17 protein-coding genes and 1 pseudogene are annotated in these 23763 nt (G+C 71.4%); 10 read left to right on the forward strand and 8 right to left on the reverse strand.

Features of this window, described 5'->3' with window-relative positions:
* Positions 1 to 39: 39 nt before the first annotated feature.
* Complete coding sequence (locus tag ACY0PA_RS34805) at positions 40 to 1197, reverse strand: acyl-CoA dehydrogenase family protein (RefSeq protein WP_473081402.1); 1158 nt, start codon at positions 1195 to 1197, stop codon at positions 40 to 42.
* A 318-nt stretch (positions 1198 to 1515) separates the two neighbouring features.
* Here ACY0PA_RS34805 and ACY0PA_RS34810 point away from each other — a divergent pair, with 318 nt between their 5' ends.
* Entirely contained in the window at positions 1516 to 2769 is a 1254-nt protein-coding gene (locus ACY0PA_RS34810) for an MBL fold metallo-hydrolase (RefSeq protein WP_473081403.1), read from the forward strand.
* Between the two features lie 62 nt (positions 2770 to 2831).
* Here the strand turns inward: ACY0PA_RS34810 and ACY0PA_RS34815 are convergent.
* Positions 2832 to 4059, reverse strand: a pseudogene (locus ACY0PA_RS34815) (RNA-guided endonuclease InsQ/TnpB family protein).
* Between the two features lie 546 nt (positions 4060 to 4605).
* Between ACY0PA_RS34815 and ACY0PA_RS34820 the strand changes: the two are divergent.
* From ACY0PA_RS34820 to ACY0PA_RS34835, 4 genes are all read left to right on the forward strand, one after another.
* Complete coding sequence (locus tag ACY0PA_RS34820; RefSeq protein WP_473081404.1) at positions 4606 to 6618, forward strand: sensor histidine kinase; 2013 nt, start codon at positions 4606 to 4608, stop codon at positions 6616 to 6618.
* Positions 6619 to 6807: 189 nt separating this feature from the next.
* Positions 6808 to 7242 carry a roadblock/LC7 domain-containing protein gene (locus tag ACY0PA_RS34825; protein ID WP_100591713.1) on the forward strand — a complete coding sequence of 145 codons (435 nt, stop codon included), beginning with the start codon at positions 6808 to 6810 and terminating at the stop codon, positions 7240 to 7242.
* 2 nt (positions 7243 to 7244) lie between these two features.
* A complete protein-coding gene (locus ACY0PA_RS34830; RefSeq protein ID WP_473081405.1) occupies positions 7245 to 7616 on the forward strand; it encodes a DUF742 domain-containing protein in 372 nt (123 codons plus the stop codon).
* Positions 7594 to 8190 (forward strand): GTP-binding protein, encoded by a 597-nt coding sequence (locus tag ACY0PA_RS34835; protein ID WP_100591715.1) that lies wholly within the window; start codon positions 7594 to 7596, stop codon positions 8188 to 8190. The genes ACY0PA_RS34830 and ACY0PA_RS34835 overlap by 23 nt, the downstream gene beginning before the upstream one ends.
* A gap of 5 nt (positions 8191 to 8195) precedes the next feature.
* On the opposite strand, the gene ACY0PA_RS34840 is transcribed toward ACY0PA_RS34835, so the two are convergent.
* The 5 genes from ACY0PA_RS34840 to ACY0PA_RS34860 form a co-directional block, all read right to left on the reverse strand.
* Positions 8196 to 10112, reverse strand: a complete 1917-nt coding sequence (locus ACY0PA_RS34840; protein WP_473081406.1) for a DUF2264 domain-containing protein — start codon at positions 10110 to 10112, stop codon at positions 8196 to 8198.
* Positions 10113 to 10207: 95 nt separating this feature from the next.
* Entirely contained in the window at positions 10208 to 12643 is a 2436-nt protein-coding gene (locus ACY0PA_RS34845; RefSeq protein ID WP_473081407.1) for a polysaccharide lyase 8 family protein, read from the reverse strand.
* A gap of 57 nt (positions 12644 to 12700) precedes the next feature.
* Positions 12701 to 12844, reverse strand: a complete 144-nt coding sequence (locus ACY0PA_RS34850; protein ID WP_473081408.1) for a hypothetical protein — start codon at positions 12842 to 12844, stop codon at positions 12701 to 12703.
* Between the two features lie 140 nt (positions 12845 to 12984).
* Complete coding sequence (locus ACY0PA_RS34855; RefSeq protein ID WP_473086529.1) at positions 12985 to 14079, reverse strand: LacI family DNA-binding transcriptional regulator; 1095 nt, start codon at positions 14077 to 14079, stop codon at positions 12985 to 12987.
* 134 nt (positions 14080 to 14213) lie between these two features.
* A complete protein-coding gene (locus tag ACY0PA_RS34860; protein WP_473081409.1) occupies positions 14214 to 15020 on the reverse strand; it encodes a hydroxyacid dehydrogenase in 807 nt (268 codons plus the stop codon).
* 330 nt (positions 15021 to 15350) lie between these two features.
* Here ACY0PA_RS34860 and ACY0PA_RS34865 point away from each other — a divergent pair, with 330 nt between their 5' ends.
* The 5 genes from ACY0PA_RS34865 (at position 15351) to ACY0PA_RS34885 (ending at position 22659) form a co-directional block, all read left to right on the forward strand.
* Positions 15351 to 16952, forward strand: a complete 1602-nt coding sequence (locus ACY0PA_RS34865) for a M1 family metallopeptidase (protein ID WP_473081410.1) — start codon at positions 15351 to 15353, stop codon at positions 16950 to 16952.
* Positions 16953 to 16960: 8 nt separating this feature from the next.
* Entirely contained in the window at positions 16961 to 19186 is a 2226-nt protein-coding gene (locus ACY0PA_RS34870) for a right-handed parallel beta-helix repeat-containing protein (protein WP_473081411.1), read from the forward strand.
* Positions 19187 to 19400: 214 nt separating this feature from the next.
* Positions 19401 to 20429 carry an L-threonine 3-dehydrogenase gene (gene tdh, locus ACY0PA_RS34875; protein WP_473081412.1) on the forward strand — a complete coding sequence of 343 codons (1029 nt, stop codon included), beginning with the start codon at positions 19401 to 19403 and terminating at the stop codon, positions 20427 to 20429.
* A 57-nt stretch (positions 20430 to 20486) separates the two neighbouring features.
* Complete coding sequence (locus ACY0PA_RS34880; protein WP_473081413.1) at positions 20487 to 21701, forward strand: glycine C-acetyltransferase; 1215 nt, start codon at positions 20487 to 20489, stop codon at positions 21699 to 21701.
* A 58-nt stretch (positions 21702 to 21759) separates the two neighbouring features.
* The gene (locus ACY0PA_RS34885; RefSeq protein WP_473081414.1) at positions 21760 to 22659 is read left to right on the forward strand and encodes a LysR family transcriptional regulator; all 900 of its coding nucleotides are present in this window, start codon (positions 21760 to 21762) and stop codon (positions 22657 to 22659) included.
* Here ACY0PA_RS34885 and ACY0PA_RS34890 read toward each other — a convergent pair.
* On the reverse strand, positions 22619 to 23728 hold the full coding sequence (locus ACY0PA_RS34890) for a LacI family DNA-binding transcriptional regulator (RefSeq protein WP_473081415.1): 1110 nt from the start codon (positions 23726 to 23728) through the stop codon (positions 22619 to 22621). The two genes, ACY0PA_RS34885 and ACY0PA_RS34890, sit on opposite strands and share 41 nt — an antisense overlap.
* Positions 23729 to 23763: the final 35 nt, after the last annotated feature.

The following is a 23763-nucleotide window of genomic DNA, read 5'->3' on the forward strand; positions in this document are numbered from 1 at the left end:
TCGCCTCAGTCACCGTCGCCTCAGTCCCCGTCTTCGCCGTCACAGCGACCTCGAAATGACCAGGCGCATGATGTCGGAGGTGCCTTCCTCGATCTCCTCGAGCTTGGCGTCCCGCATCCACTGCTCGACCGGGAACTCCCGTGAGTAGCCCCAGCCGCCGAGCGTCTGCACTGCCGCCCAGGTGCAGTACGCCGCCGTCTCCGACGCGGTCAGCTTGGCCATGGCCGCCTCGGCGGTCGCGTCAAGGCCGGCGTCCAGGCGCCGCGCGGCACGCCACGTCATCAGTCGGGACTGCTCGATCCGCGTCCGCATGTCCGCGAGGCGGAACGCTACGGCCTGGTGCTCGATGATCGGCTTGCCGAACTGCACGCGCGTGCGCGCGTAGTCACGGGCGTACTCGTACGCGGCCCGCGCCACACCCGTGGCGGCCGCGCCCAGAACGGCGCGCGAGATGTCGAACGTCCGCATGAGGCCGGCGAATCCCTGCCCCTCGTCGCCGAGACGGTCGGCGTCGGGCACGAACACGTCGGCGAAGAACACCTCACGGCACACGATCGCGCGCTGGCCCATCTTGCGCATCGGCTCACCGAACGTGAGCCCCTCGGCGCCCTTGCGCAGCAGGAACGCCGTGACACCGCGCGAGCGCTGCGACGGGTCCGTCTTGGCGAACACGACGTACTGCTCGGCCTCGCCCGCATTCGAGATCCAGGCCTTCTGGCCGTTCAGGAGGTAGCCGCCCGCCGTGCGCGTCGCGGTCGTCACGATCGACGCGGCGTCGGACCCGGAGCCCGGCTCGGTCGTCGCCAGCGAGGTCATCGGGGTGTCGGCACCTGCCAGCGGCGTCAGCCAGGCGCGCTTCTGCTCCTCGGTACCGAGCTCCATGACCGGGTCGGCGAAGAAGCCGTTCGAGCAGAGGAGATTGCCGATCCCCAGGTCGCCCACGCACAGCTCTTCCTGGACGAGGACCTGTGTGAACACGTCGGTGAACCCGCCACCCCCGTACTCCTCGGGCAGCATGAACCCGGTGATGCCGACTTTCGCGGCCGCGCGCCACAGATCCCAGGGCGTCTCCACGTCCGCCTCGTCCACGGCGCGCCCGCGCGGCCGGATCTCCTCACGCGCGAACGTCCTCGTGAGGTCCACGATGTCCCGCTGCTCCGGGGTGAGGGAGACCAGCTCGATGGGGAGCTCTGACACGGTGCCTCCAGAAACTGACGGATACCGACGAGGGGGTCACGACCGGCGCGGGTCACAGACCCGATTACTGAATCGCCAGTCAGTATCCGAGGCGGTGAAGACCAGTGTCAACGCAACGGCTACTGAATGATGGATCAGTTTTCTGACGCCACGGCGAAGACGCTTCCGCCCGCTCCGCGCGCGGGTGGTCCGAGCGCGATACGAGCCGGCTGCCGACCGTGACGCTGAGTGACGTCGGCGCCACGCAACCGGGGCGCGCGTTGGAATTCCTTGTGTTTCCGGCTCCCGGATCGGGCACTGTCAGCGGGGCCGCCCATAATGGAATCCCTGATCGACCCACCGGGAGGCGCTGTGTCACGTTCCCTGAGCTCCGGGCTCCGCCCGCTGCGGCCCGCCGCTTTCGGCGCGGACCCGGCGGGAGAGCGACTCGAGCGGATCCGGAGGTCGCCGAACTTCGCGGACGGCAGCTTCCAGAACCCGGTGGGCGCACGCACCAGGCCCGCGGGTTCCATGATCGAGTTCGCGAGGGTCTTCTTCGCCAAGGAGGGGCGCGTCCGCCGGGCGCCCACGGGCACCGTCCCCGTGCACTCCACGACGCTCGCCGACCTCGCGAAGCCCCCGGCGAGCGGCCTGCGGCTCACCTGGATGGGACACTCCAGCGTCCTCGCCGAGATCGACGGCAGCCGCGTGCTCTTCGACCCCGTCTGGGGCGAGCGCTGCTCGCCGTTCGACTTCGCGGGCCCCAAGCGACTGCACCCCGTACCGCTGCCGCTCGCCGCGCTCGGCCCGGTGGACGTGGTGGTGATCTCCCATGACCACTACGACCACCTCGACCTGCCCACGATCCGGGCGCTGGCCGACACGGACACGGTGTTCGCGGTGCCGCTCGGCGTCGGCGCGCACCTGGAGCACTGGGGCGTCCCCGCGGACCGCCTCCGCGAGCTCGACTGGAACGAGTCGACGAAGGTGGCGGGGCTGACCCTGACGGCCACGCCCGCGCGCCACTTCTGCGGCCGGGGCCTGCGCAACGAGCAGCACACCTTGTGGGCGTCCTGGGTCGTCGCCGGTCCCGAGCACCGCGTCTACCACAGCGGTGACACCGGCTATTTCCCCGGCTTCAAGGACATCGGCGCGGAGCACGGGCCGTTCGACGCGACGATGATCCAGATCGGCGCGTACAGCGACTTCTGGCCCGACATCCACATGCGTCCCGAGGAGGGCATGCGCGCCCACCTCGACCTCCAGGGAGGGTCCGGCGGCGGGCCCATGCTGCCGATCCACTGGGGCACGTTCAATCTGGCGCCGCACCCGTGGGCCGAGCCCGGCGAGGGCACGCTCGCGGCGGGACAGCGGGCCGGGGCCAAGGTCGCGCTCCCGTGCCCGGGCGAGCCCTTCGAACCCACGGCCGAGACGCTGCCCGCCCAGCCGTGGTGGCGCGGCATCGCCACGCAGCCGGCGGAAGGATGGCCCGAGGCGGAGCCGGCGGACCGGCCGGACCCCGGCACGGCAGCCGGCAACGGCGCGGGCGCCGGGGCCGGCTCCGGCGAGCAGGAGGCCGTACCGGCGGTCTGAGCATGTCCACGAGGTTCGGGCTCTTGGGCTCTCAGGCAAGCGTCCTTTGAAACCTCCCCCAGCTAAAGCAGGGGGATTCCTAGCTCACGTCGCCTGATCCCCGGCGGGGATGCAGGTCTTACACGATCAGCACTAGCCGGGACAGAGACCAGCCCGGACGAGCATCACACGGGCCGAGTTTTTGTCCCGAGGCCGGGACACCCCGCACGTGGTGCACGTATACGTTCGTTCTGAGAGAGGCAGCGCGTGCTTGGTTCTCGCTCCGCAGTCTGCGCAGTCCATCGTTGTGTGCGCCGGGTGCACCAGATGCACGGACCGGCCATGCTTACGGCCCATCTCGACCAGGGCTGTCTTGGTCGCGCCGATCGCCGCGTCAGCGGCCTTCTTGGCCATGGTGGACTTCGCGAGGAACTTCGGCCGGAAGTCCTCCACGGCCAGGGCGTCATGGTCACGGACGACCTTCTTGGCCCACTTGCGGGCGGTGTCCTGACGCTGCCGGGCCACCTTCTTGTGCAGCTTCGCCGCCTGCCGCTTCGCCTCGCGGTAGCCCTTCGATCCCGCATGTCCACGCTTCGGCTTACGCCGGGACATCATCCGCTGATAGTGCGCCAAGCGCTGGGCGGCGTTCTTCCCGTGCTGCGGGTGAGCAAGGTCGTGGTCGTCGCTGGTAGTGGTCGCGGTCTCCTTCACACCCCAGTCGATCCCGATCACCCGGCCGGTTCCCGGCAGCGTCTCGGTCATGCCCCGGGCGACGAACGACGCGTACCAAACTCCGGTGCTGTCGCGGTAGACGCGGACGCTGGAGGGCGGCTCGGGAAGAGCACACGACCACACGACCGTCACGACGATGCCGCCCGCCAGGTGCAGACGGCCGTCCTTGAGGCGAAAACCCCGCCGGGTGTAGTTCAGCGACGGGTCGTCCTGGTGCTTCTTCTTGTACTTGGGCATCCCGGCCCGCTGCCGCATCGGCACAGCGGCCTTGATGTCCTTCAGCGCCTTCGCCCGCGACTTCGCGAAATCGCGTATCACCTGCTGCTGAGGAACACTGGAGCCTTCACGCAGCCAGCCCATGCTGGTACGCGCCTCGGTCAGCATCTTGTCCAGCCGGGCCGGACCGCACTTCTCGTTCGCGGCGTGCGCCTTCTTCGAGCGGGCGCAGCACTCGTTCCACAGCCACCGGCACCGCGCCCATTCCGCTTCGAGGGCGCCAGTTGCGGTGGACGACACGCGAAGGCGGAAGGTGTAGCGGGCATGCCCGACACCTGCCGTTTCCTGCGCCGCGGTCGTCATGAACAGCAACCTATCCGGGAGGACTGACAGTTGAGAGCTCTGATCCAACGTGGGCTGCCTCACCACCACGGCGGGTGCACGCCGATCCGCCCCGCCGGCGAATCGGCTTCTCCTGCCCTGCTCCGCAGGAGTCCGATCCCTCCCCGGCCTGAAGGCCGGGGCATCCTCGGAGGAATCCGGTGAGAACCCGGACCTTTGCGCGTGAGAGCCCGGATCTCGACGGGCTGTCCTGGCCCGACTCCTCGAACATCGGGCGTGCCGCGGGCACCGGAACAGGACGCATTTTCGGTTAAAGGAACACCCGTACCCATGACCGGTCGGGCGTCCAGCCCTGTTATCGGTCTGTCGTACGAAGCCTCATACCAGAGCGGGATCTCGGCCGCCGGACTTTGGCAACTGCCCACCGCATGTGAGCCGTGCCCGACTACCGTGTGTGCTCGCTGAGCGACGCAGCGGCGGCATTCCCACCCGCTCCCGGCCGGGAGCGCGATGCCGCCTGCCCGCCTCGCGCCGACCCGCAGGAGCCCCCACGTACGAGGACGCCGAATGTCTCACCTTCGCCCGCCGGCCCCCCGCGCAGACCGCCGAGAGGGCGGTCGGCACGGCAGGCCGGGTGGCCGGTCCGTCCCCCCGCAGCCCGAGACCCACATACGGCCCCAGCTTCTGCGCCTTGGCGTACTGCCCCCGCTCGCCGTCGCGCTGAGCGCCAGCGCGGCCGTTCTCTTCACCATCCGCTCCACGGGTGCCCGCCCCGGGCTCGCCCTCTGGGCCGTCCTCGCCGGAGCGTGCCTCGTCACCCTGGCCGGCATCGTGATCGCCGCGGTGGCCGCCGATCGCGCCGCCAGGACCGTACGCGAACGGGTCGGCGTTTTGCGCCGTGCGAGCGCGCGTGGGCAGGGTGAACTGCGCGGTCTCGTGGAGCAGTTGCGTAAGGGTGAAGGGCCGCCGCCCCGTAGGCAGCCCCCCGTGGTCGCCCCGGACGGCGACGAGTTCGACGCGCTGGCCGCGGACATCACGCGTGCCCAGGACGTGGCCGTCACCGCCGTCGTCCAGGCCTCCCAGCTCTCCAGCCACGCGGGCAGCGAACAGAAGGTCGAGGTCTTCGTCAATCTGGCCCGGCGTCTGCAGTCCCTCGTGCACCGAGAGATCTCGGTCCTCGACGAGCTCGAGAACGACGTCGAGGACCCCGACCTGCTCAAGGGCCTGTTCCACGTCGACCACCTCGCCACCCGGATCCGCAGGCACGCCGAGAACCTGGCCGTGCTCGGCGGCGCCGTGTCCCGCCGCCAGTGGAGCTGCCCGGTCTCCATGACCGAGGTCATGCGGTCGGCCATAGCGGAGGTCGAGCAGTACTCACGGGTCAAGCTCGTCCCGCCGGTCGACGGCACCCTGCGCGGACACGCCGTCGCCGACTGCATCCACCTGCTCGCCGAACTCGTCGAGAACGCCACCGTGTTCTCGGCCCCGCACACCCAAGTCCTGCTGCGCGCCAACACCGTCACGTCCGGTCTCGCCATCGAGGTCGAGGACCGCGGCCTCGGCATGCCCGTAACCGAGCAGAACAAGATGAACACGCTGCTCGCCGACCCGGACCAGGTCAACGTCGCGAGCCTCCTCCAGGACGGGCGCATCGGCCTCTTCGTCGTCTCGCAGCTCGCCCGCCGGCACGGCATCACGGTCCGGCTCCAGAGCAATATCTACGGTGGTGTGCAGGCGGTCCTCGTCGTGCCGCAGAGCCTGCTCGGCGGCGACGAGAGCGAGCCCGCGCCGAGGCCACGGAGCGCCGCGGACGCGACGGACGACAGCGCGCAGACCATGCACCAGCGGCACCAGGCGCATGAACGGCGACTCTCGCAACACCAGAGCCAGCAGGGGCGGCAGCACCAGCTCGAACAGCCGCCCCAGCACCAGCCCCAGCCCCACCGCCCGCAACCGCAGCCCCAGCCACAGAACCAGCTCCACCGTCCCCCTCAGCCCGACCCCCAGCCATACGAGGCACCGCACCAACCCCCTGTGCCCCGCGAGCCCCCGCACGCAGGCGTGGCCGTCGTCCCGCGGCAGCCTCAGGGCGGCGCCTCCGACAGAGGGCATCCCGGCGCGAACGGGATCGCGCCGCCCCTCCCACTGCGTACGGCCAGGGACGAGCGGCGCACACCCGCCGACGCGCTGCCCGGCATCCGGGCCGAGGACCGGCAGGCCGCCGGGGAGCACACGCCCGTCCCCCCGACCCCGGTCAACGGCGCGGTGCGCGGCACCATGGGGCGGCCCCAACTCCCCAGGCGGCGCGTCCAGGAACACCTCGCGCCGCAGCTGAGGGGTGGCCCGGCGCAGCGGCAGGAGCGTCCCGAGAACGAGGCGCCCGTACTGCACGACCCGGGCCTGATGGCGGCGTTCCAGCGCGGCATCGGGCTCGCGGAGGCGGCCGAGACGCGGGACCCGGCCCTCGGCGTGCGCGACCTGCCTCAGGCCGGTCCAGAGCCGGCCGACGGGCCCGCCACCGGGTCACTCGCCGCCTACGAACCGGACTCACGGCACGACGGGGGCGACACCGCCGGATGACGTTCGCCCGCCGCCTGAGCACCGGCCGCCTGAGCACCGGCCGCCCGAGCACCGGCCGCCCGAGCTCCGGCCGCCTGAGCACCCGCCCCCTGAGCGCAGGCCCGCTGTGCACCCGCCACATGCCGCCACCAGTCCCGCACTTCCCACAGTCAACGCACCCCCAGCAGTCCACCAAGGAGTCGATCCCCCATGGCGAGCGATGTGCCGACGGGTCATGTGTCCGATCTCGACTGGCTGATGAGCGGCCTCGTCCAGCGTGTGCCGCACACCCGCAGCGCCGTCCTCCTCTCGTCCGACGGCCTGGTCAAGTCCGTCCACGGCCTCGACGCCGACAGCGCCGACCACATGGCGGCCCTGGCGTCGGGGCTCTACTCCCTCGGCCGTAGCGCCGGCGTCCGTTTCGGGGACGGGGGTGAGGTCCGGCAGGTCGTCGTCGAGCTGGACTCCACCCTGCTGTTCGTCTCGACGGCGGGCTCCGGCACGTGCCTCGCGGTGCTCGCCGGGCGTGAGGCCGACGCCGCGGTACTCGGCTACGAGATGGCCATGCTGGTCAAGAGCGTGCGCCCGTACCTGATGACCGCGCCCCGCCAGCACGCGGCCGAACCCACGGCGATGAGGAACTGAGCATGACGGCCCCGCAGGACGGGCCGTGGCTCGACGACGCGGCCGGCCGCCTCGTCCGCCCGTACACGGTGAGCAACGGGCGGACGCAGCCGACCACTTCGCTGGATCTCCTGTCGCTGGTGATGGCGACCGGGGCCACCCCTCTCGGCTACCTGGGGCCCGAACACAGTGAGGCGCTCAAACTGTGTGCCCACCCCACATCGGTCGCGGAGGTCGCGGCCCATCTGAAACTCCCCGCCGCCGTCACGAAGGTCCTGCTGTCCGACCTCGTCGACTGCGGGGCGATCACCACCAAGCCCCCCACGTTCCACGACAACCCCACTGACCGGTCCCTACTGGAGGCAGTGCTCGATGGACTACGACGACAGCTCTGACGCCTTCCCCACCGCGCTGAAGATCCTGGTCGCGGGTGGCTTCGGTGTCGGTAAGACGACCTTCGTCGGCGCGGTCAGCGAGATCGCCCCGCTCAGCACGGAGGAGCTGCTCACCACGGTCAGCGCCGAGACCGACGACCTCGAAGGCATCGAGAACAAGGTCGAGACGACGGTTGCGATGGACTTCGGGCGGATCACCCTGGATCCGGAACACGTGCTGTATCTGTTCGGCACGCCCGGACAGGAACGCTTCTGGTTCATGTGGGACGAGCTCTCCGAGGGGGCGCTCGGGGCGGTAATCCTCGCGGACACCCGCCGTCTCGAGGACTGCTTCGCCGCCGTCGACTTCTTCGAGGAGCGCGGCATGGGGTTCATCGTGGCCGTCAACGAGTTCGACGGCGCCTACCGTTACGACCCCGACGAGGTGCGGGCGGCCATCGACCTCGACCCGCAGGTGCCCGTCGTGCGGTGCGACGCGCGGATCTCCAGCTCGGGCATCCAGACCCTCCTCACCCTCGTCCGGCACCTCCTGGCGCACGCCCCCGCCCAGACGACGTACGGGGCCCACACATGACGGGGTCAGACGGTGACCGTCCCGCCGTCGGGGAACGTGATCCGCACCTGTCCGCCGTCCCCGGGGTCCGCCACGCATGAGATCGACTCGCGCAGGGCCTGTGGGTGCACGACGTCGCGCGTCAGGACAGTCAGCGTGACGTGCACGCTGGATCCTCCGGGGTGGCCGGCCGAACGGAGGTACGGCGTCGCCGAGTGCGGGCCGTAGGCGTTGGCCTCGACCTCCCGTGCGATGCCGGACTCCTCGTCCCAGCCGTGCAGCGCCACCACCGCGCTCGTCACCCCGGACTCCGTGCGCGTCAGCGACCAGCCTGGGCCTCGCTCGGCGTGGACGCTGGTCTCGTCGGCGACCGCGTAGCCGCCCTCGCGCACCGTCACGCCCGCGGGAGCCTGCACCCGGTGCACGCGGATCTCCCACGGCCCGTGCAGCACGGTCGTCGACTCGATCGGGAACTCCTCGTCGAATCCAGGCAGTTGGGCGTCATGGCGGGACGAGGCGACGCGCCCCTCGCAGGAGACCGGGTGGATCCGGCGGCGGCGCGACGGGGTGCCGTCCGGCGCGAGGAGCGCCACATGGTTGTCGACGGTCCGCTGCCAGGCGTGCGGGGCCGCCTCGGGCGCCGTAGCCGTGGAGTAGGCGAGCTTCGCGTAGTGCGGATCGTCCGTGGCGGGACCGTCGAGCGGGTTGTGATCGCTGCCGTGGTTGATCAGCCGCACGATCCCGTCGTGGGGGGTGCCGTGCAGGAGCCAGCCGGGCGCGGGCAGCGCGGTGTACTGGATGGCCCGCTCGGACTTCTCGACGGGCAGCTGCGCTTCGCGCTCGGTCCACACCGGATGGCCGGCGGGCAGCAGCAGTCCGAGAAATCCCTTGCTCGCCCAGTACGGCGAAGCGGGGCCCGAGTACGCCTGCGTCGTCGGCAGGAACGTCCCGTACCAGCCGAGCGGCAGCAGGCCCCGCTCGTCGGGGACGCCGCGCTCCACGAAGTGCCGCGCCGTGCCCGACGCGAGGCGCCGCGTGAGCCCCGGCTCGAGCGGGGTGCAGTCCGCGAGCGCGCCCATCCACACGGGCGTGGTGGCGGCGAAACGGTACGTCAGTGAGCGGCCCTGGTGCACAGGGGCGCCGTCCCCGCCGAAGAAGTGCGGGTAGGTGGTGAGGAACTGCGACAGACGCTCGCGGTAGACCTTCGCGCGGCCCCCGTCGCCGTCCGGGCCCGCCATCCGCGCCCACAGCAGCGGGTACAGATGCATGGCCCAGCCGATGTAGTAGTCGAAGTTGCGGCCGTCCCCGTCGGTGTACCAGCCGTCGCCGACATACCAGTCCTCGATACGGTCCAGGCCGCCGTCGATGTCGTCCTGACTGTGCGGGGCCCCGACCGAGGCCAGGAACTGCTCCGAAACCACCTGGAACAGACGCCAGTTGTTGTCCCACGTGCGGCCGCCGACGAAGCCGGAGAACCAGTCCACGATCCGCTCCTGCACCCGGGAGTCCAGCCTGTCCCAGATCCAGGGGCGGGTCTCGTGCAGCCCGATCGCGATGGACGCCGCCTCCACCATCTGCTGTGAGCAGTCGGTGAGTTCGGGCCACGCCTCGCCGTCGAGGCCCGTGCCGCGCCCGCGGTCCGTGCCGGTTGTCAGACCCTGCGCGTAGCGTTCTACGAGTCGGGTATCCACGTCCCCGCCCGCGCCCGCTATGCGGAAGGAGGCCAGCAGGAATGACCGCGCGAACCCCTCGAGCCCGTCCGACACAACCCCCGACCAGCTGGCCCGCCCCGGCAGCCGGTACTGCGCGAACCCAGGGGTCGCGTACGGGACGAGCGCCTCCAACTGCCGGTCGGCGAGCGCCTCCCAGTGCGCGCGCGTCCAGCCCGTGAGCGGGGACAGGACACGGTCGGTGGGCGGCAGCGAGAGGTGCGGTGCGGGCATGGGGGCGTGTCGCTCCTTGATCGGAAGTGGCGGGCCGGGGTGACCCTATGCGCGCCTGGGGCGCACGTCGACGGTCGGAACCGTCGGACAGGTACTCATGCCAGCTCGGCCGTGTGGCTGTGTCCGCGTGAACCCGCGACGTCGACCGTGAGAACGGGGCGGCGGCCCGGTGTGAGAGTGATCGTGTCGTCGGCGCGCGTCACCTTGTGTACGGGGAAGGGGAGTTCGACCGAGAGCGTCGTCCCGGTGCGGCCGGGGTCGGCCACGGCGACCGCGATGCCGTCGCCGTGCCGCCGCACCAGGACGGTGGCCGGACCGGACGACGTGAGTCCGGCGGCGCTCCCGGGACCCCAGAAGTGCGCGGCGAGGAGCCCGAGGCGGCGCGCCTCGACGGCCTGCACCGTGGCGTCGTTCGCCACGATCCGCACGGGGCGCGAGTACGCCCACACCCCGGTCGCCACGGCGCTCGCACCCGGCAGGAGCACATAGGCGTACGAGGAGTCGGTGGGGGAGGAGCCATGGTCGAACCACAGGGTGACGTAGCGACGCGTGACCGGGTCGGTGCCGCCGCCGGTGTCCGCACCGGAGTTGAGGGCGCCCCACGTGCCGGTGCGTTCCTCGCGCAGCGCGCGCAGCGGGACGCCACCGGGCGCGCGTCCCGGATGGTCGGGAAAGACGTAGCCACCCGTGCCCTCCAGATGCGCCCAGTCGGCGCCGGACAGCGAGGCGGACCAGCCCTGCTCGCCGGGTTGGCGCCGCCCGTCCACCAGGAGGCGCTGCGCCCCGCCAGTGCGGAGACTGCGGTTCTCGACGACGGTCTCGACCGTGCGGCCGTCGCTCGCGGTGATGCCCGCGCCGAGCGCGACGACCGCGTTGTCCAGGCAGAACCACGCCTTCCGCGCCTTCAGCGTGCTGCCGTCGGCGATGAGTTCCATCGCTGCCGCGCCGTACTGGTCCTGGAGGACGGCGCCGCCCGCCACCGCGTTCTTCGGGCGGTACGTGCCGGTGCCGGCGCCCGTGCCGACATCCGCACGCGCGCGCGTGTCCACGGTCGTGCCCGGCAGCCGGTACGGGTCGACGGTCGGCCAGAACCCGTCGCCGAACTGGCCGAGGTCGTCGCCGTCGTAGAGGTACGTCATGCCGTCGCCGGTGTACCAGCCGTGCAGGTTCTCGCCGTTACCCGCCTCGTACGCCGCGATGCGCTTCGAGGAGAGCGACAGGGCGAGCGCCCAGCCGGGGCGCCGGTGCACCACGCGGTCCATGTCGGCGAACGAGAAATGACCCGTGAGACGCTCCGCCGCCGGTATCGCGTGGTCGTCGAGGACGGTCTTCGCGCGCGCCAGAGCGGGGATGCCGACGAGGCCCGCGTACGGATGGGCCTTGTTGCGGCTGATCCACCCCTTGGCGAGCGCGCGCCAGCGCTCGGCGTACGGGGCCGGGGCGCCCGCGGCGAGCCGGAGGATGTAAGTGAGCGTCACGGCACCGTCGTTGTAGTCGCGGGCCCGCTCGCGCGAGATCGCCCGCCCGCGCAGCGCGTCCATCATCAGCCCGTCGAATATGACGGGCGAGAAGGACCGCTCCACCGCCTCGTACAGCACCGACACCTTCGGGTCGTTCACGGCCCACTCCGACCCGGCGAGCAGCGCGATCAGCTGCCCCGCGCTGCCGAGCAGCACACTGCCGTACGTCCCTGTGTAGGCGACGCTGTCGTGCTGGACGAACGACCCGTCCTCGTAGAAGCCGTCGCCCGAGGTGACGTAGGTGAACAGGCTGCGGCGCCCGCTGTCCCGTACGTCCGAAAGGCCGTCACGGGCCAGCGTGACCGTGGCCGCGTCCCGGGCGAGCAGCCCGCGCAGGGCCACGATGACGGCCTTGTCGGCGCGGTTCGCGCCGGTCTCGGAGAGGGAGGGCGAGTTGGTGCGCCGGTCCGGGTTCGGGCAGAACTTCGCGACGGTCGCGACGTGTCCGGCCAGGTCCGCAGCCGGCAGCTTCGACCGCAGGAGTACGCAGGTGTCCATCAGCGCCCGGGGCGCGCCGATCTCCCAGAACCACCAGTTGCCGGACTCGGCGCGGGCCGGGTTGTAGCCGGTGCCGCCCAGGAAGCTCAGCGCCGCGACGAGTGTGTCCGCGACCTCCGGGCTGCCGGTCAGCGAGGTGCCGGGGGTGGCCCAGGCGGTGGCGATTGTGCGCAGGCGCGGGTAGCTCTGGCCGAACATTGCGGGGTCCGACGCGGGGGAGAGGTCGGCCCACAGCGCTTCCCTGCCCGCACTCCGGTCGAGGTCCTTCCACCAGGCGGACGCCTGCGTGTCGAGGGCCTTGACTGCGGCCGCGAAGTCCGGATCGGCGGTGTCGAACGCGCCGCCGGTGAGCTGCTCCTCGGCGCGCGCCAGCAGTACGTCGAAGGCGTCGGCGGCAGGGGCGTCCGCCGCTTCCACGGCATCCGCCGCCGTCGCGACGCCCGTTGTCAGGGGGAGCGCCGCCGCGGCGGTCGCGCCCGCGAGGGTCAGGGTCTGTCTGCGAGTGAGGTCCATGTTCGGTGGGTCCCTTCCGGGCCAGTCAGGTCAGGGATGTCAGTCAGGTCGGGCAAGTCAGTCGGTCAGCGTGGCCGGTTCGACGGTCGGCCTCGGCAGCCGGAGGCGCTCCGTCTCTGCGGAGGGACGTGCGGTGAGCGGGACGGTGACTCCTATGGGGATCAACAGCATCGGAGTGACGTGCGGGCTGCGCGCCAGCATGAAAGCGGTTGCTATCCCGCCGCAAGAGGGCCCGGCAAGTTTCTTTCTGTTACTACGGCTTGAGGGAGGAATCCGATGAGCAGCGCCGGGCGGAAAGCCGTAGAACGCTGCCGGCGGAACGCCGGCCGGAGCCCGGCGGCTCACGCCCGGCGCCGCCGCACCCCACGCGGCGCCGCCACGGAATCGCGTACCACCAGATGCGTACCGAGGCGCAGCGTGCCCGTCGTCGGGGCCCGCCAGTCGTCCTCGTCTCCGCCCGCGAGGGCGACGCGGACGGCCTGGCGGCCCATCTCCTCCAGCGGGATGTGCACGGTGGTGAGGCGCGGCCGCAGCTCCTGCGCCACGGGCACGTCGTCGTAGCCGACCAGAGAGACGTCCTGCGGCACCCGCAGCCCGGCCTCCTCCAAGGCCTGGGCCGCGCCCGCCGCCACGATGTCGTTGGCCGCGAAGGCGGCGGTGAACTCCGGCCCGTCGCACAGCAGTTCCGTCATCCGGCGGTGGCCGAACTGGCGGCTGAACGCACCGGGCTGCACGAGCGCCGGATCACGCGGCAGCCCGCGCTGCTCCAGGGCGCGACGGTGGCCGGCGATCCGTTCCTTGGTGGTGGAGAGCCCCGGCGGCCCGCCCAGGTACAGGATCCGCTCGTGCCCCTTGGTCAGGAGGTGGTCGGTGATCGCGAAGGCGCCGCCCTCGTTGTCGTACTCCACCCCGACCGTGGGCGCGTCCTTGTCGAGCGAGGGCCGGCCGCACAGCACGAGCTTCGACCCGCCGGCGTCCAGTTCCCGGGCGCGGCGGGCGAGTTCCGTGCGGTAGCCCCGGTCGGCGACGCTGCCGCCGACGAGGATCACCGCGTCGGCGCGGCGCTCGTGCATCAGCTCGATGAACGCCAGCTCGCGCTGCGGGTCGCCCTGGGTGCTGCAGACCAGGCAGAGCCGGCCGCCCGCCGTCGCCTCGCGTTCCACGCCGCGCGCGATGTACGCGTAGAAGGGGTCGACCACGTCGCTGATGATGATCCCGACCGTGCGTCCCGAGACACCGGCCAGGGCGCGGGCATGGGCGTTGACCACATAACCCAGCTCGCGCATGGCGTCCTCGACGCGCTCGCGGGTGGCGGTCGCGACCGGGTAGTTGCGGTTCATCACGCGGGACACAGTCGCGGTCGACACGCCCGCGAGCCGCGCCACGTCCACGACGGTCGCGCGCCGTCCGTTCGCCGTCGAGCCCTGCCGGGGCATCCGGACCTCCCCCTGGTCGTCGTGCTTGTTCTGGTTTTCCTGACCGTCCTGGTCACCGGTCTGCGCGGCGGATGCCGCGACCCGTCCCGCGCCCTCTCCGTGCGCAGAGCCTATGACTTCCGCCGTGCGCCGGTTCACGCGATCCGCTCCAGTTCCTCCAGGAGTACGGGGTGGTTGAGCGGCACCCCGCGCGCGTAGCGGGCGAGTTCGTCGACCGCGAGGGCGCCGAGCCGTCCCACCTCGTTGCCCTGCGCCCCCGCCATGTGCGGGGTGATGAAGACGTTGGGCAGGTCCCACAGGGGGTGACCGGCGGGCAGCGGCTCGGGGTCCGTGACGTCGAGGACGGCGTCGATCCGGCCGCTGACCAGGTGCGCGGTCAGGGCCTCGGTGTCGACGAGCGGGCCGCGCGCCGTGTTGATGAGCAGGGCGCCCGGGCGCATCAGCGCGATGCGCCGCTCGTCGAGCAAGTGGTGCGTGAGGGGGGTGGACGGCGCGTGCAGGCTCACGACGTCGCTGGTGGCGACGAGGGTGTCGAGGTCGGTGCGGGTGACCCCGAGCAGCTCCGCCTCGGCGGCACTCACGAACGGGTCGTGGAGCAGCACGTCCGCGTCGATCGAGCGCAGCAGCTGGATGACCCGACGGCCGGTGCGTGAGGCGCCGACCACGCCGACGGTGATGCCGTGGGTGCCGAGCCAGTGATGGCGGTCGAGGTCGGCCGCGGTGCGGTGGGAGCGGCGGGAGCGGAAGAGGTGGGCGAGCGGGAAGGCCCGCTTGGCGCCCATGATGATCGCCGCGAGGGTGAACTCCGCGACGGGTACGGCGTTGGCGGCCGCGGCGGACGACACCGCGATGCCGCGCCCGTATGCCTCGGGGGTCAGGAACGTCTTGACCGTGCCCGCCGAGTGGATCACCGCGCGCAGCCGCGGTGCCCGGTCGAGCACGTCCGTTTCGATGGGCGGGCAGCCCCAGCCGGTCAGCAGGACCTCGCACTCGGCGTGGAGCCGGCGGAGTCGGCCTGGACCGGCGACTCGTCAGTGGTACGCACCCTGCCTCCGGACAGTAAACGTGTTCTATGAAGTCACCGCACGCTAGGGATCACGAGGGGTGAGCGTCAAGCGTGCCGACTCTGACCCTGGCTCGCCTCAGCGCGAGATAGCAACAAATACTCGTTACCAACAGGCAGTTGAAAACTCGGCCAACCCAGGTGTTGCCCAGACCGGTTGCCCAGACCTATTGACGCGAGGGGTAACCGCTTACTAACTTGCCGCCCCATGGCTGACACAATGCCCGTCCCGCCACGGGCAGTTCACCGGCTCTCGCTGGGGCAGCGGCTCAAGCGGGACAAGGTCATGCTGCTGCTGACCCTGCCGGGCCTGCTCTATTTCTGCGTGCCGTTCCGAATCCGAGGACGCCGCCCAGAAGGGAACCAAGTGACCCGCACCGTACGCGCCGCGATCGCCACCGTCGTGGCCGCCGCGACCCTCGCCGTGGCCGCGCCCGCACAGGCCCACCCGTTCGACCCGAAGCCCGGCGCGGACGGTGTCGGGGACCCGCTCTTCCCGACGCTCGGCAACGGCGGCTACGACGTCCGGCACTACGACCTGTCGTTCGACTTCACGCCGGTGACGTACGACTTCACCGGCACCATGAAGATCAGCGCGAAGGCCACCCAGGACCTCTCCTCCTTCAATCTCGACATCGACTCGCTCGCCATCGACGCGGTGAAGGTCAACGGCAAGGACGCGGCCTTCGCCGTATCGCTCGGCAAGAGCGGCCAGGAGCTGACGGTCACCCCCGCCGGCGGCCTGCACGACAACCGCCCCTTCGAGGTCGCCGTCACCTATCACGGCAACGGGAAGACGAAGCCGGTCGGCGTCCCGGGCTGGCGCTACATGAGCGACGGAGGGTTCGCCTCCGCGGCGCAGTCGTCCCGCGCCGACACGTTCGCCCCCGTCAACGACACCACGAGGGACAAGGCGAGCTGGACCTTCCACCTCACCGCCCCCGACGGCTGGACGCCCGGTGCCAACGGCACCGCGACCGGCATCCGCCCGGCGGGTGAGGGGAAGACCACCTCTGACTTCCGGCTCGACGCGCCCATGGCCTCCGAACTCCTCGGCATCTCCGTGGAGAAGCAGACCCTGCTGACCGGCAAGGGGCCGCACGGAGTGAAACTGCGCCACTACGTCCCCGACGACCAGCTCGCCACGTACCGGCCGATCGTCGAGCAGACGGGCGGCCAGATCGCGTGGCTGGAGAAGACCCTCGGCGTGGGCTTCCCGTTCGACACCTACGGGATGCAGATCGTCCGCGACGGCTACAGCGACGCGTTGGAAAACCAAACCCTGTCACTGTTCGGGCCGGGCTGGTTCAAGGACGCGTCCACGTCGACGACGTACACGAACGTCATGGTCCACGAGATGACTCACCAGTGGTTCGGCGACTCGGTCACGCCCACCACCTGGCAGAGCGCCTGGCTGAACGAGGGGCCCGCCGTCTACTACGCGGCCCTGTGGGCCGACCAGCAGGGCACCGCCTCCATGGAGGACAAGATGCGGACCGCGTACGGGAAGCTCGACACCGTACGCAAGACCGACGGGCCGCCCGGACTGCCCACCGAACTCGGCGGGTTCAACATCTACGACGGGGCCGCCGTCGTGCTGTACGCCCTCAACCAGCAGGTCGGCCAGGACGACTACGACGCGATCATGAAGTCCTGGCTCACGAAACACCGGCACGCCAACGCCGACTCCCAGGACTTCATCGACAACGCGGTACGGGTCACGCACGACCCGTCGCTGCGGCCCTTCCTGGAGGACTGGCTGTTCAGCAAGGACAACCCGCCCATGCCCGGCCACCCCGACTGGAGCTGACGCCGACCATGAACGGCACCCGCATCGCCGTCGCGCTCGCCGCCACGGCCGCCCTGCTGTCCACCGCCCCCGCCGCGCACGCCGAGCCGTCCGCCCGCGTCCTGCACGCCGCCCCCGACGGCTCCGGCACGGCCTGTACGCACAGCCGCCCCTGTACCCTGGAGGGCGCTCGCGACGCCGCCCGCACCGTCGAGGGACGCGACATACGCGTCGAACTCGCCGACGGTACTTACACGTTGAGCGGACCTCTGGAAGTCGGCGCGGCCGACTCCGGGCGCGACGGGCACACCGTCACCTGGACCGCCGCGCGAGGCGCACACCCCGTACTCTCCGGCGGCAGGCCCCTGAAGGGCTGGACTGACAACACCGACGGGACCTGGACCACGCACGTCACCGACGGCGTCACGCCCCGCCAGCTCTTCGTCGACGGGGTACGGGCCGTGCGCGCACGCGGCGCGTCGTGCGCCGCCTCCGTGTGCGACGCCACCAAGGCCGGCATGACCGGCGCGAAGGCCACCGGCATCGCTGCCTGGGCCCGCCCCACCGACGCCGAAGCCGTCATCAGCGTCCGCTGGCGCAGCTACCACTGCCGCATCGACTCCGTCACCGGCGACGTCATGACGTTCGCCCAGCCCTGTTGGACCAACTCCGTATCCGGCACCAACCGCACGGGCCCCGCCTGGGACTCCACCACGGTCGACTCCTCGCGCTACGCGAAGGTCAAGTACTTCGAGAACGCTCCCGAACTCCTCGACCAGCCAGGCGAGTTCGTCTGGAACTCGGACGCGCGCACCCTCACCTATCTGCCGCGCAAGGGCGAGGACATGCGCCGCGCCAAGGCCGTCACCCCGGCCACCGAGCGGCTCCTCGTCCTCGACGGAGCCCACGACGTGCGCGTCGAAGACATCGCGCTCCAGTACGCGGCCTGGCACCAGCCCTCCACCGACGAGGGCTACGCCGGCATGCAGGCGGGACTCGTCCTCACCGGCGCCACCGGCCCCGTCGACCACGCGGGCCGCTACTACACCAAGCCCTCCGCCGCCCTCACCGTGCGCGGCGGCAGGCATGTGACCGTGAACCAGGTGGAGTTCAGCCGGCTCGGCGGCGCCGGAGTCGTGTTCGAAGCCGGTACGCAGGACTCGAAGGTCACCCGGTCCCGCTTCACCGACCTGTCCTCCGGAGCCGCCTACATAGGGGACACGGAACCCATGCCGACTCCTGAACTCGTGGGTGCGCGCAACACGGTGGCGTACAACACCATCCGCCGCACCGGAGTGGAGTTCACCGACGCCGTCGGCCTCTGGGCCGGCTACGAGGCCGCCACCGTCATCGACCACAACACCCTCGACGACCTGCCCTACTCGGGCATCTCCGTCGGCTGGGGCTGGAACCAGCCCGAGGCGCAGAAGTCCGTCCTGCGCGACAACCGGATCACGAACAACCGGATCACGAACGTCATGCGCGTCGAGCACGACCAGCACGACGGGGGCGCCATCTACACGCAGGGCGCCCAGCCCGGCACTGTCATCTCCGGCAACTACATCAACCGCAGCGCCTTCGGCAACACCGAGCGCGACGGCAACGGCATCTACCTCGACGAACAGTCCAGCCACATCCGCGTCGAGGGCAACGTCCTCACCCGCCTCGGCTACAAGTGGGTCTCCAACTGGGCCGACTACGGCATCGACAACCATGCCACCGGCAACTGGACCGACACGGACGCACCCGCACTCGCCGGCACCGGCTCGGCCATGACCGACAACCACACCAAGCTCGACCGGCTCCCCGCCGACGCCCTGAAGGTCGCCGCCGCGGCGGGCGCCCAGGGCCACGCCCGGGTCGAACAGCTGCGCCCAGACCTCGCCCGCACGGGCACCGCCTCGCAGTCCTCCACGGACGGCACCGCCACCGCGGCCGCCGCGACCGACGGCGACACCTCCACCGACACCCGCACCCTGTCCGAGCCGGGCGCCTGGTGGCAGGTCGACCTCGGCTCCGTACAGGACGTCGGGCAGGTCGAGGTCTGGAACAACACGTCGATGACCACGACCGGCTTCGACGTCCAGCTGGCCCGCACCGCGGACTTCGCCGACGCCACGACCCTCCACGTCCCGGGCAAGGCCCTGCGGCCCACCGTCCTGGACACCGACAAGGGCACCCAGGCCCGCTACGTACGGATCGAGCTCACGGGAACGGGACGCGTGGCACTCGCCCACGTACTGGTCCACCCGTAGCCCGCACCAGTGGTGGCCTGAAGGAAACCTGCGGCGGCGCTTAAGAAATCCTCGATGGACCACGGGCGCCGCCGTACGGCAGATTTGCTTCCGTCGGCAGCAGGCGCCGCAGCCGCACCAAGGCGCCCGCCCGTGCCGTCACTTCACTCTTCCCCTCGCACGGCTGCCGGTCCCGGCATGCCGTGACGCGGGGTGCGACGACGGGAGCCGTGCGTTGAAGGCGCTGGTCAAGGAGAAGTCCGAGCCGGGACTGTGGCTGACGGACGTGCCCGAGCCGGGCATCGGCCACGGAGATGTGCTGATCAAGGTCCTCAGGACCGGGATCTGCGGCACCGACCTCCACATCCGCAACTGGGACGGCTGGGCGCAGCAGGCGATCAGCGCGCCGCTGATCGTCGGCCACGAGTTCGTCGGCGAGGTCGTCGAGACTGGCCGTGACGTGCCGGACATCGCCATCGGCGACCGCGTCAGCGGCGAGGGCCACCTCGTCTGCGGCAAGTGCCGCAATTGCCTCGCCGGGCGGCGCCACCTGTGCCGGTCCACGGTCGGCCTCGGCGTCGGCCGAGACGGCGCGTTCGCCGAGTACGTGGCTCTGCCCGCCGCCAACGTGTGGGTCCACCGCGTGCCCGTCGACCTCGACGTGGCCGCGATCTTCGACCCGTTCGGCAACGCCGTGCACACCGCCCTGTCGTTCCCGCTGGTCGGCGAGGACGTCCTGATCACCGGTGCCGGGCCCATCGGTCTGATGGCCGCGGCCGTCGCCCGGCACGCCGGCGCCCGCAATGTCGTCGTCACCGACGTCAGCGAGGAGCGGCTCGACCTGGCCCGCAAGATCGGCGTCAGCCTCGCCCTGAACGTCGCCGAGTCCACGATCTCCGAAGGACAGCGAACGCTCGGCCTGCGCGAGGGCTTCGACGTCGGCCTGGAGATGTCGGGCAACCCCGTCGCCCTGCGCGACATGCTCGCCAACATGACCCACGGCGGCAAGATCGCCATGCTCGGCCTGCCCGCCGAGGAGTTCGCCGTCGACTGGTCCCGGATCGTCACCTCGATGATCACGATCAAGGGCATCTACGGCCGCGAGATGTTCGAGACCTGGTACGCGATGTCGGTCCTCCTGGAGGGCGGCCTCGACCTCGCCCCCGTGATCACGGGCCGCTACAGCCACCGCGACTTCGAGGCGGCCTTCGACGACGCGGCCAGCGGCCGCGGCGGCAAGGTCATCCTCGACTGGACCCTCTGAGCACAGCCCGCCAAGCCCCGACCTCCTGACCGACCTCTTCTTTTAAAGGAAGTCACCATGTTCGACTCCGTACGCGACGGTCTCCAGGCCACCCTCGACGAGATCGCCGCCGCGGGCCTGCACAAGCCCGAGCGCGTCATCGGCACCCCGCAGTCCGCGACGGTCGCCGTCACCGCGGGCGGCCGCCCCGGCGAGGTCCTCAACTTCTGCGCGAACAACTACCTCGGCCTCGCCGACCACCCCGAGGTCATCGCCGCCGGCCACGAGGCGCTCGACCGCTGGGGCTACGGCATGGCCTCCGTCCGCTTCATCTGCGGCACCCAGGAGGTCCACAAGGAGCTCGAGGCGCGCCTGTCCGCGTTCCTCGGCCAGGAGGACACGATCCTCTACTCCTCCTGCTTCGACGCCAACGGCGGTGTGTTCGAGACGCTCCTGGGCGAGGAGGACGCCGTCATCTCCGACGCGCTGAACCACGCCTCGATCATCGACGGCATCCGCCTCTCCAAGGCCCGCCGCTTCCGCTACGCCAACCGCGATCTCGCGGACCTGGAGCGGCAGTTGAAGGAGGCGCAGTCCGCGCGCCGCCGCCTCATCGTCACCGACGGCGTCTTCTCCATGGACGGCTACGTGGCGCCGCTGCGCGAGATCTGCGACCTCGCCGACCGCTACGACGCCATGGTCATGGTCGATGACTCGCACGCCGTCGGCTTCGTCGGCCCCGGCGGCCGCGGCACCCCCGAGCTGCACGGCGTCATGGACCGCGTCGACATCATCACCGGCACTCTCGGTAAGGCGCTCGGCGGCGCCTCCGGCGGCTACGTCGCCGCCCGCGCCGAGATCGTCGCGCTGCTGCGCCAGCGCTCGCGCCCGTACCTCTTCTCCAACAGCCTCGCCCCGGTGATCGCGGCCGCCTCCCTCAAGGTCCTCGACCTCCTGGAGTCGGCCGGTGAGCTGCGCGAGCGGCTCGCCGCGAACACGGCGCTCTTCCGCACCCGCATGGGCCAGGAAGGCTTCGACATCCTGCCCGGCGACCACGCCATCGCGCCCGTCATGATCGGCGACGCGTCCGTCGCGGGCCGCATGGCCGAGCTGCTCCTGGAGCGTGGCGTGTACGTGATCGGCTTCTCGTACCCGGTCGTCCCGCAGGGCAAGGCCCGGATCCGTGTCCAGCTCTCCGCGGCGCACTCCACCGAGGACGTGAACCGGGCCGTGGACGCCTTCGTCGCGGCGCGCGCGGAGCTCGACGCGGAGTCCGCCGGGGCCGCGAGCTGACCGGGGGCCACCGGCCCCCGGTTCGGACATCGGCGGCACATTTGGGAGAATCGGTCGCATGATCGAAGCGCGGCGGCTGCACATCCTCCGGGCGGTGGCCGACCACCGCACCGTGACGGCGGCTGCCGCCGCGCTCTATCTGACCCCGTCGGCGGTCTCCCAGCAGCTGACCGCCCTGGAGCAGGAGACCGGCCACCGGCTCGTCGAGCGGGGCGCGAGAGGCGTCCGGCTCACCCCGGCGGGCGAGATCCTGCTCACGCACACGAACGTGGTCCTTGCCCAGCTGGAGCGGGCGGAGGCCGAGCTCGCCGCGTACAGCTCGGGGGCGGCCGGCACGGTCACCGTCGCCGCGTTCGCCACCGGGATCGGCCTGGTCGTCGGCCCGGCCCTGGCCCGCCTCGCGCGGACGGCGCCCGGCATCCGGATCCGCGTCCAGGACGCCGAGGGCGACGCGAGCCTGCCGATGGTCCTCGACCGGCAGGTCGACGTGGCGGTCGCCGTCGAGTACCGGGGCGCGCCGGGCGCGGACGACGCCCGCCTCACGCGCGTACCGCTGTACGCGGAGCCGTTCGACGCGGTGCTTCCCGCCGCGCACCGGCTCGCGGCGTCCGACCGGGTGCCGCTCGCCGAGCTGGCCAAGGACACCTGGATCGGCCCGTTCCCCGGCAACCCGTGCCACGACGTGGTGGTCCTGGCCTGCGAGCACGCCGGTTTCCAGCCGCGCGTCGAACACTCCTCGGACGACTTCCGCGCCGTCGTCGCCCTCGCCTCGGCGGGCGCGGGCGTCGCCCTCGTCCCGCGCTCGGCGCTGCGCGGCATGGACCTGTCCGACGCGGTCGTCCGCCCGGTCGACGGGGTGGCGCCGACCCGCAGGGTCTTCGCGGCGGTCCGCTGCGGAGCGGAGGAGCACCCCCTGATCAGGCCGGTCCTGGAAGCGCTGGGGGAAGCGGCCGAGTAGCCGGGGCATCCGCCTTCGGGTCGTCCCGGCGCCCCGTGCTCGCCCGTATCCGCACCTCACCCACGATCCGCTCCACCCGCGAGCGCGGCCCCCTCGGTTCGCGCAGCGCGAGATCGAGGGCGGCGCGGCCCATGCCCGTCAGGGGGAGGGCCACCGTCGTGAGGGGCGGGGTCAGCTCGCGGACCAGCGGGATGTCGTCGAAGCCTGCCAGTGCGATGTCCTGAGGGACGCGCAGTCCGTGGTCGCGGAACGCGGCGAGCGCCCCCACGGCCATCACATCCGTGACGGCGAAGACGCACGTGGGCCGCGGGCCCCGGCGCAGCAGCTCGCTCGCCGCCGCGTAACCGCCGTCGCGTGTGAAGGCGCCCTCGACCACGCACTCGTCCGCAAGGTGCACCCCCGCCTCGGCGAGACCCTGCCGGAATCCGGCCAGCCGGTCCGCGACGGTCGTCAGCCGCACGGGCCCGGCGAGCACCCCGAACTCCCGGTGCCCGAGGCCGAGCAGCGCGCGGGCGAGCGCCGCCGCCCCCGCCCGGTTCTCCGGCAGCACCGTGTCGACGCGCAGACTGCGGTGCCGGCTCACGACCGCGACCCGGCCCCCGCCGCGCAGATAGGGAGCGATCTCGGACTCCAGCGAACGCTCCCACGCAGGATCCTGGAAGCCCGAACCGATGAGCACAATCGCGCGGGTCCGCTGTGCTCGCAGCATGGAGATGTACGCGATCTCGCGCTCGGGTGCGCGGAACGTGCTGGACAGCATCACAAGGAGACCGCGCTCGGCGGCCCGCGCCATGATGCCGCTGGCGATCGCGGCGAAGTACGGGTCGCCCACGTCGTGGCAGATGACGCCGACCGTGTTGTTGGAGGCGCTGGCAAGGGCCTGCGCGTGGGCGTTCGGGATGTAGCCGAGTTCGTCGGCCGCGGCGCGGACCCGGCGTAACAGGTCGTCGCGGACGCGGGTGGTTCCGTTCAGGGCGCGGGACGCCGTCGCGGGGGAGACCCCCGCCGTGCGGGCCACCGCGTCGAGAGTTACGTGCGGTTCTTGCGGGTGCCCGTGCGGTTCGCTCACTCTGCCCCCTCGGATTCCGGTCGCGGCACCGGTCG

This window comes from Streptomyces sp. DS1-CR2, from assembly GCF_055760475.1.

Coding starts and splice junctions, on each gene's coding strand:
- ACY0PA_RS34810 (WP_473081403.1), top strand. CDS start 1,516: ATGGAATCCCTGATCGACCCACCGGGAGGCGCTGTGTCACGTTCCCTG.
- ACY0PA_RS34820 (WP_473081404.1), top strand. CDS start 4,606: ATGTCTCACCTTCGCCCGCCGGCCCCCCGCGCAGACCGCCGAGAGGGC.
- ACY0PA_RS34825 (WP_100591713.1), top strand. CDS start 6,808: ATGGCGAGCGATGTGCCGACGGGTCATGTGTCCGATCTCGACTGGCTG.
- ACY0PA_RS34830 (WP_473081405.1), top strand. CDS start 7,245: ATGACGGCCCCGCAGGACGGGCCGTGGCTCGACGACGCGGCCGGCCGC.
- ACY0PA_RS34835 (WP_100591715.1), top strand. CDS start 7,594: ATGGACTACGACGACAGCTCTGACGCCTTCCCCACCGCGCTGAAGATC.
- ACY0PA_RS34840 (WP_473081406.1), bottom strand. CDS start 10,112: ATGCCCGCACCGCACCTCTCGCTGCCGCCCACCGACCGTGTCCTGTCC.
- ACY0PA_RS34845 (WP_473081407.1), bottom strand. CDS start 12,643: ATGGACCTCACTCGCAGACAGACCCTGACCCTCGCGGGCGCGACCGCC.
- ACY0PA_RS34850 (WP_473081408.1), bottom strand. CDS start 12,844: ATGCTGGCGCGCAGCCCGCACGTCACTCCGATGCTGTTGATCCCCATA.
- ACY0PA_RS34855 (WP_473086529.1), bottom strand. CDS start 14,079: ATGCCCCGGCAGGGCTCGACGGCGAACGGACGGCGCGCGACCGTCGTG.
- ACY0PA_RS34865 (WP_473081410.1), top strand. CDS start 15,351: ATGGCTGACACAATGCCCGTCCCGCCACGGGCAGTTCACCGGCTCTCG.
- ACY0PA_RS34870 (WP_473081411.1), top strand. CDS start 16,961: ATGAACGGCACCCGCATCGCCGTCGCGCTCGCCGCCACGGCCGCCCTG.
- ACY0PA_RS34880 (WP_473081413.1), top strand. CDS start 20,487: ATGTTCGACTCCGTACGCGACGGTCTCCAGGCCACCCTCGACGAGATC.
- ACY0PA_RS34885 (WP_473081414.1), top strand. CDS start 21,760: ATGATCGAAGCGCGGCGGCTGCACATCCTCCGGGCGGTGGCCGACCAC.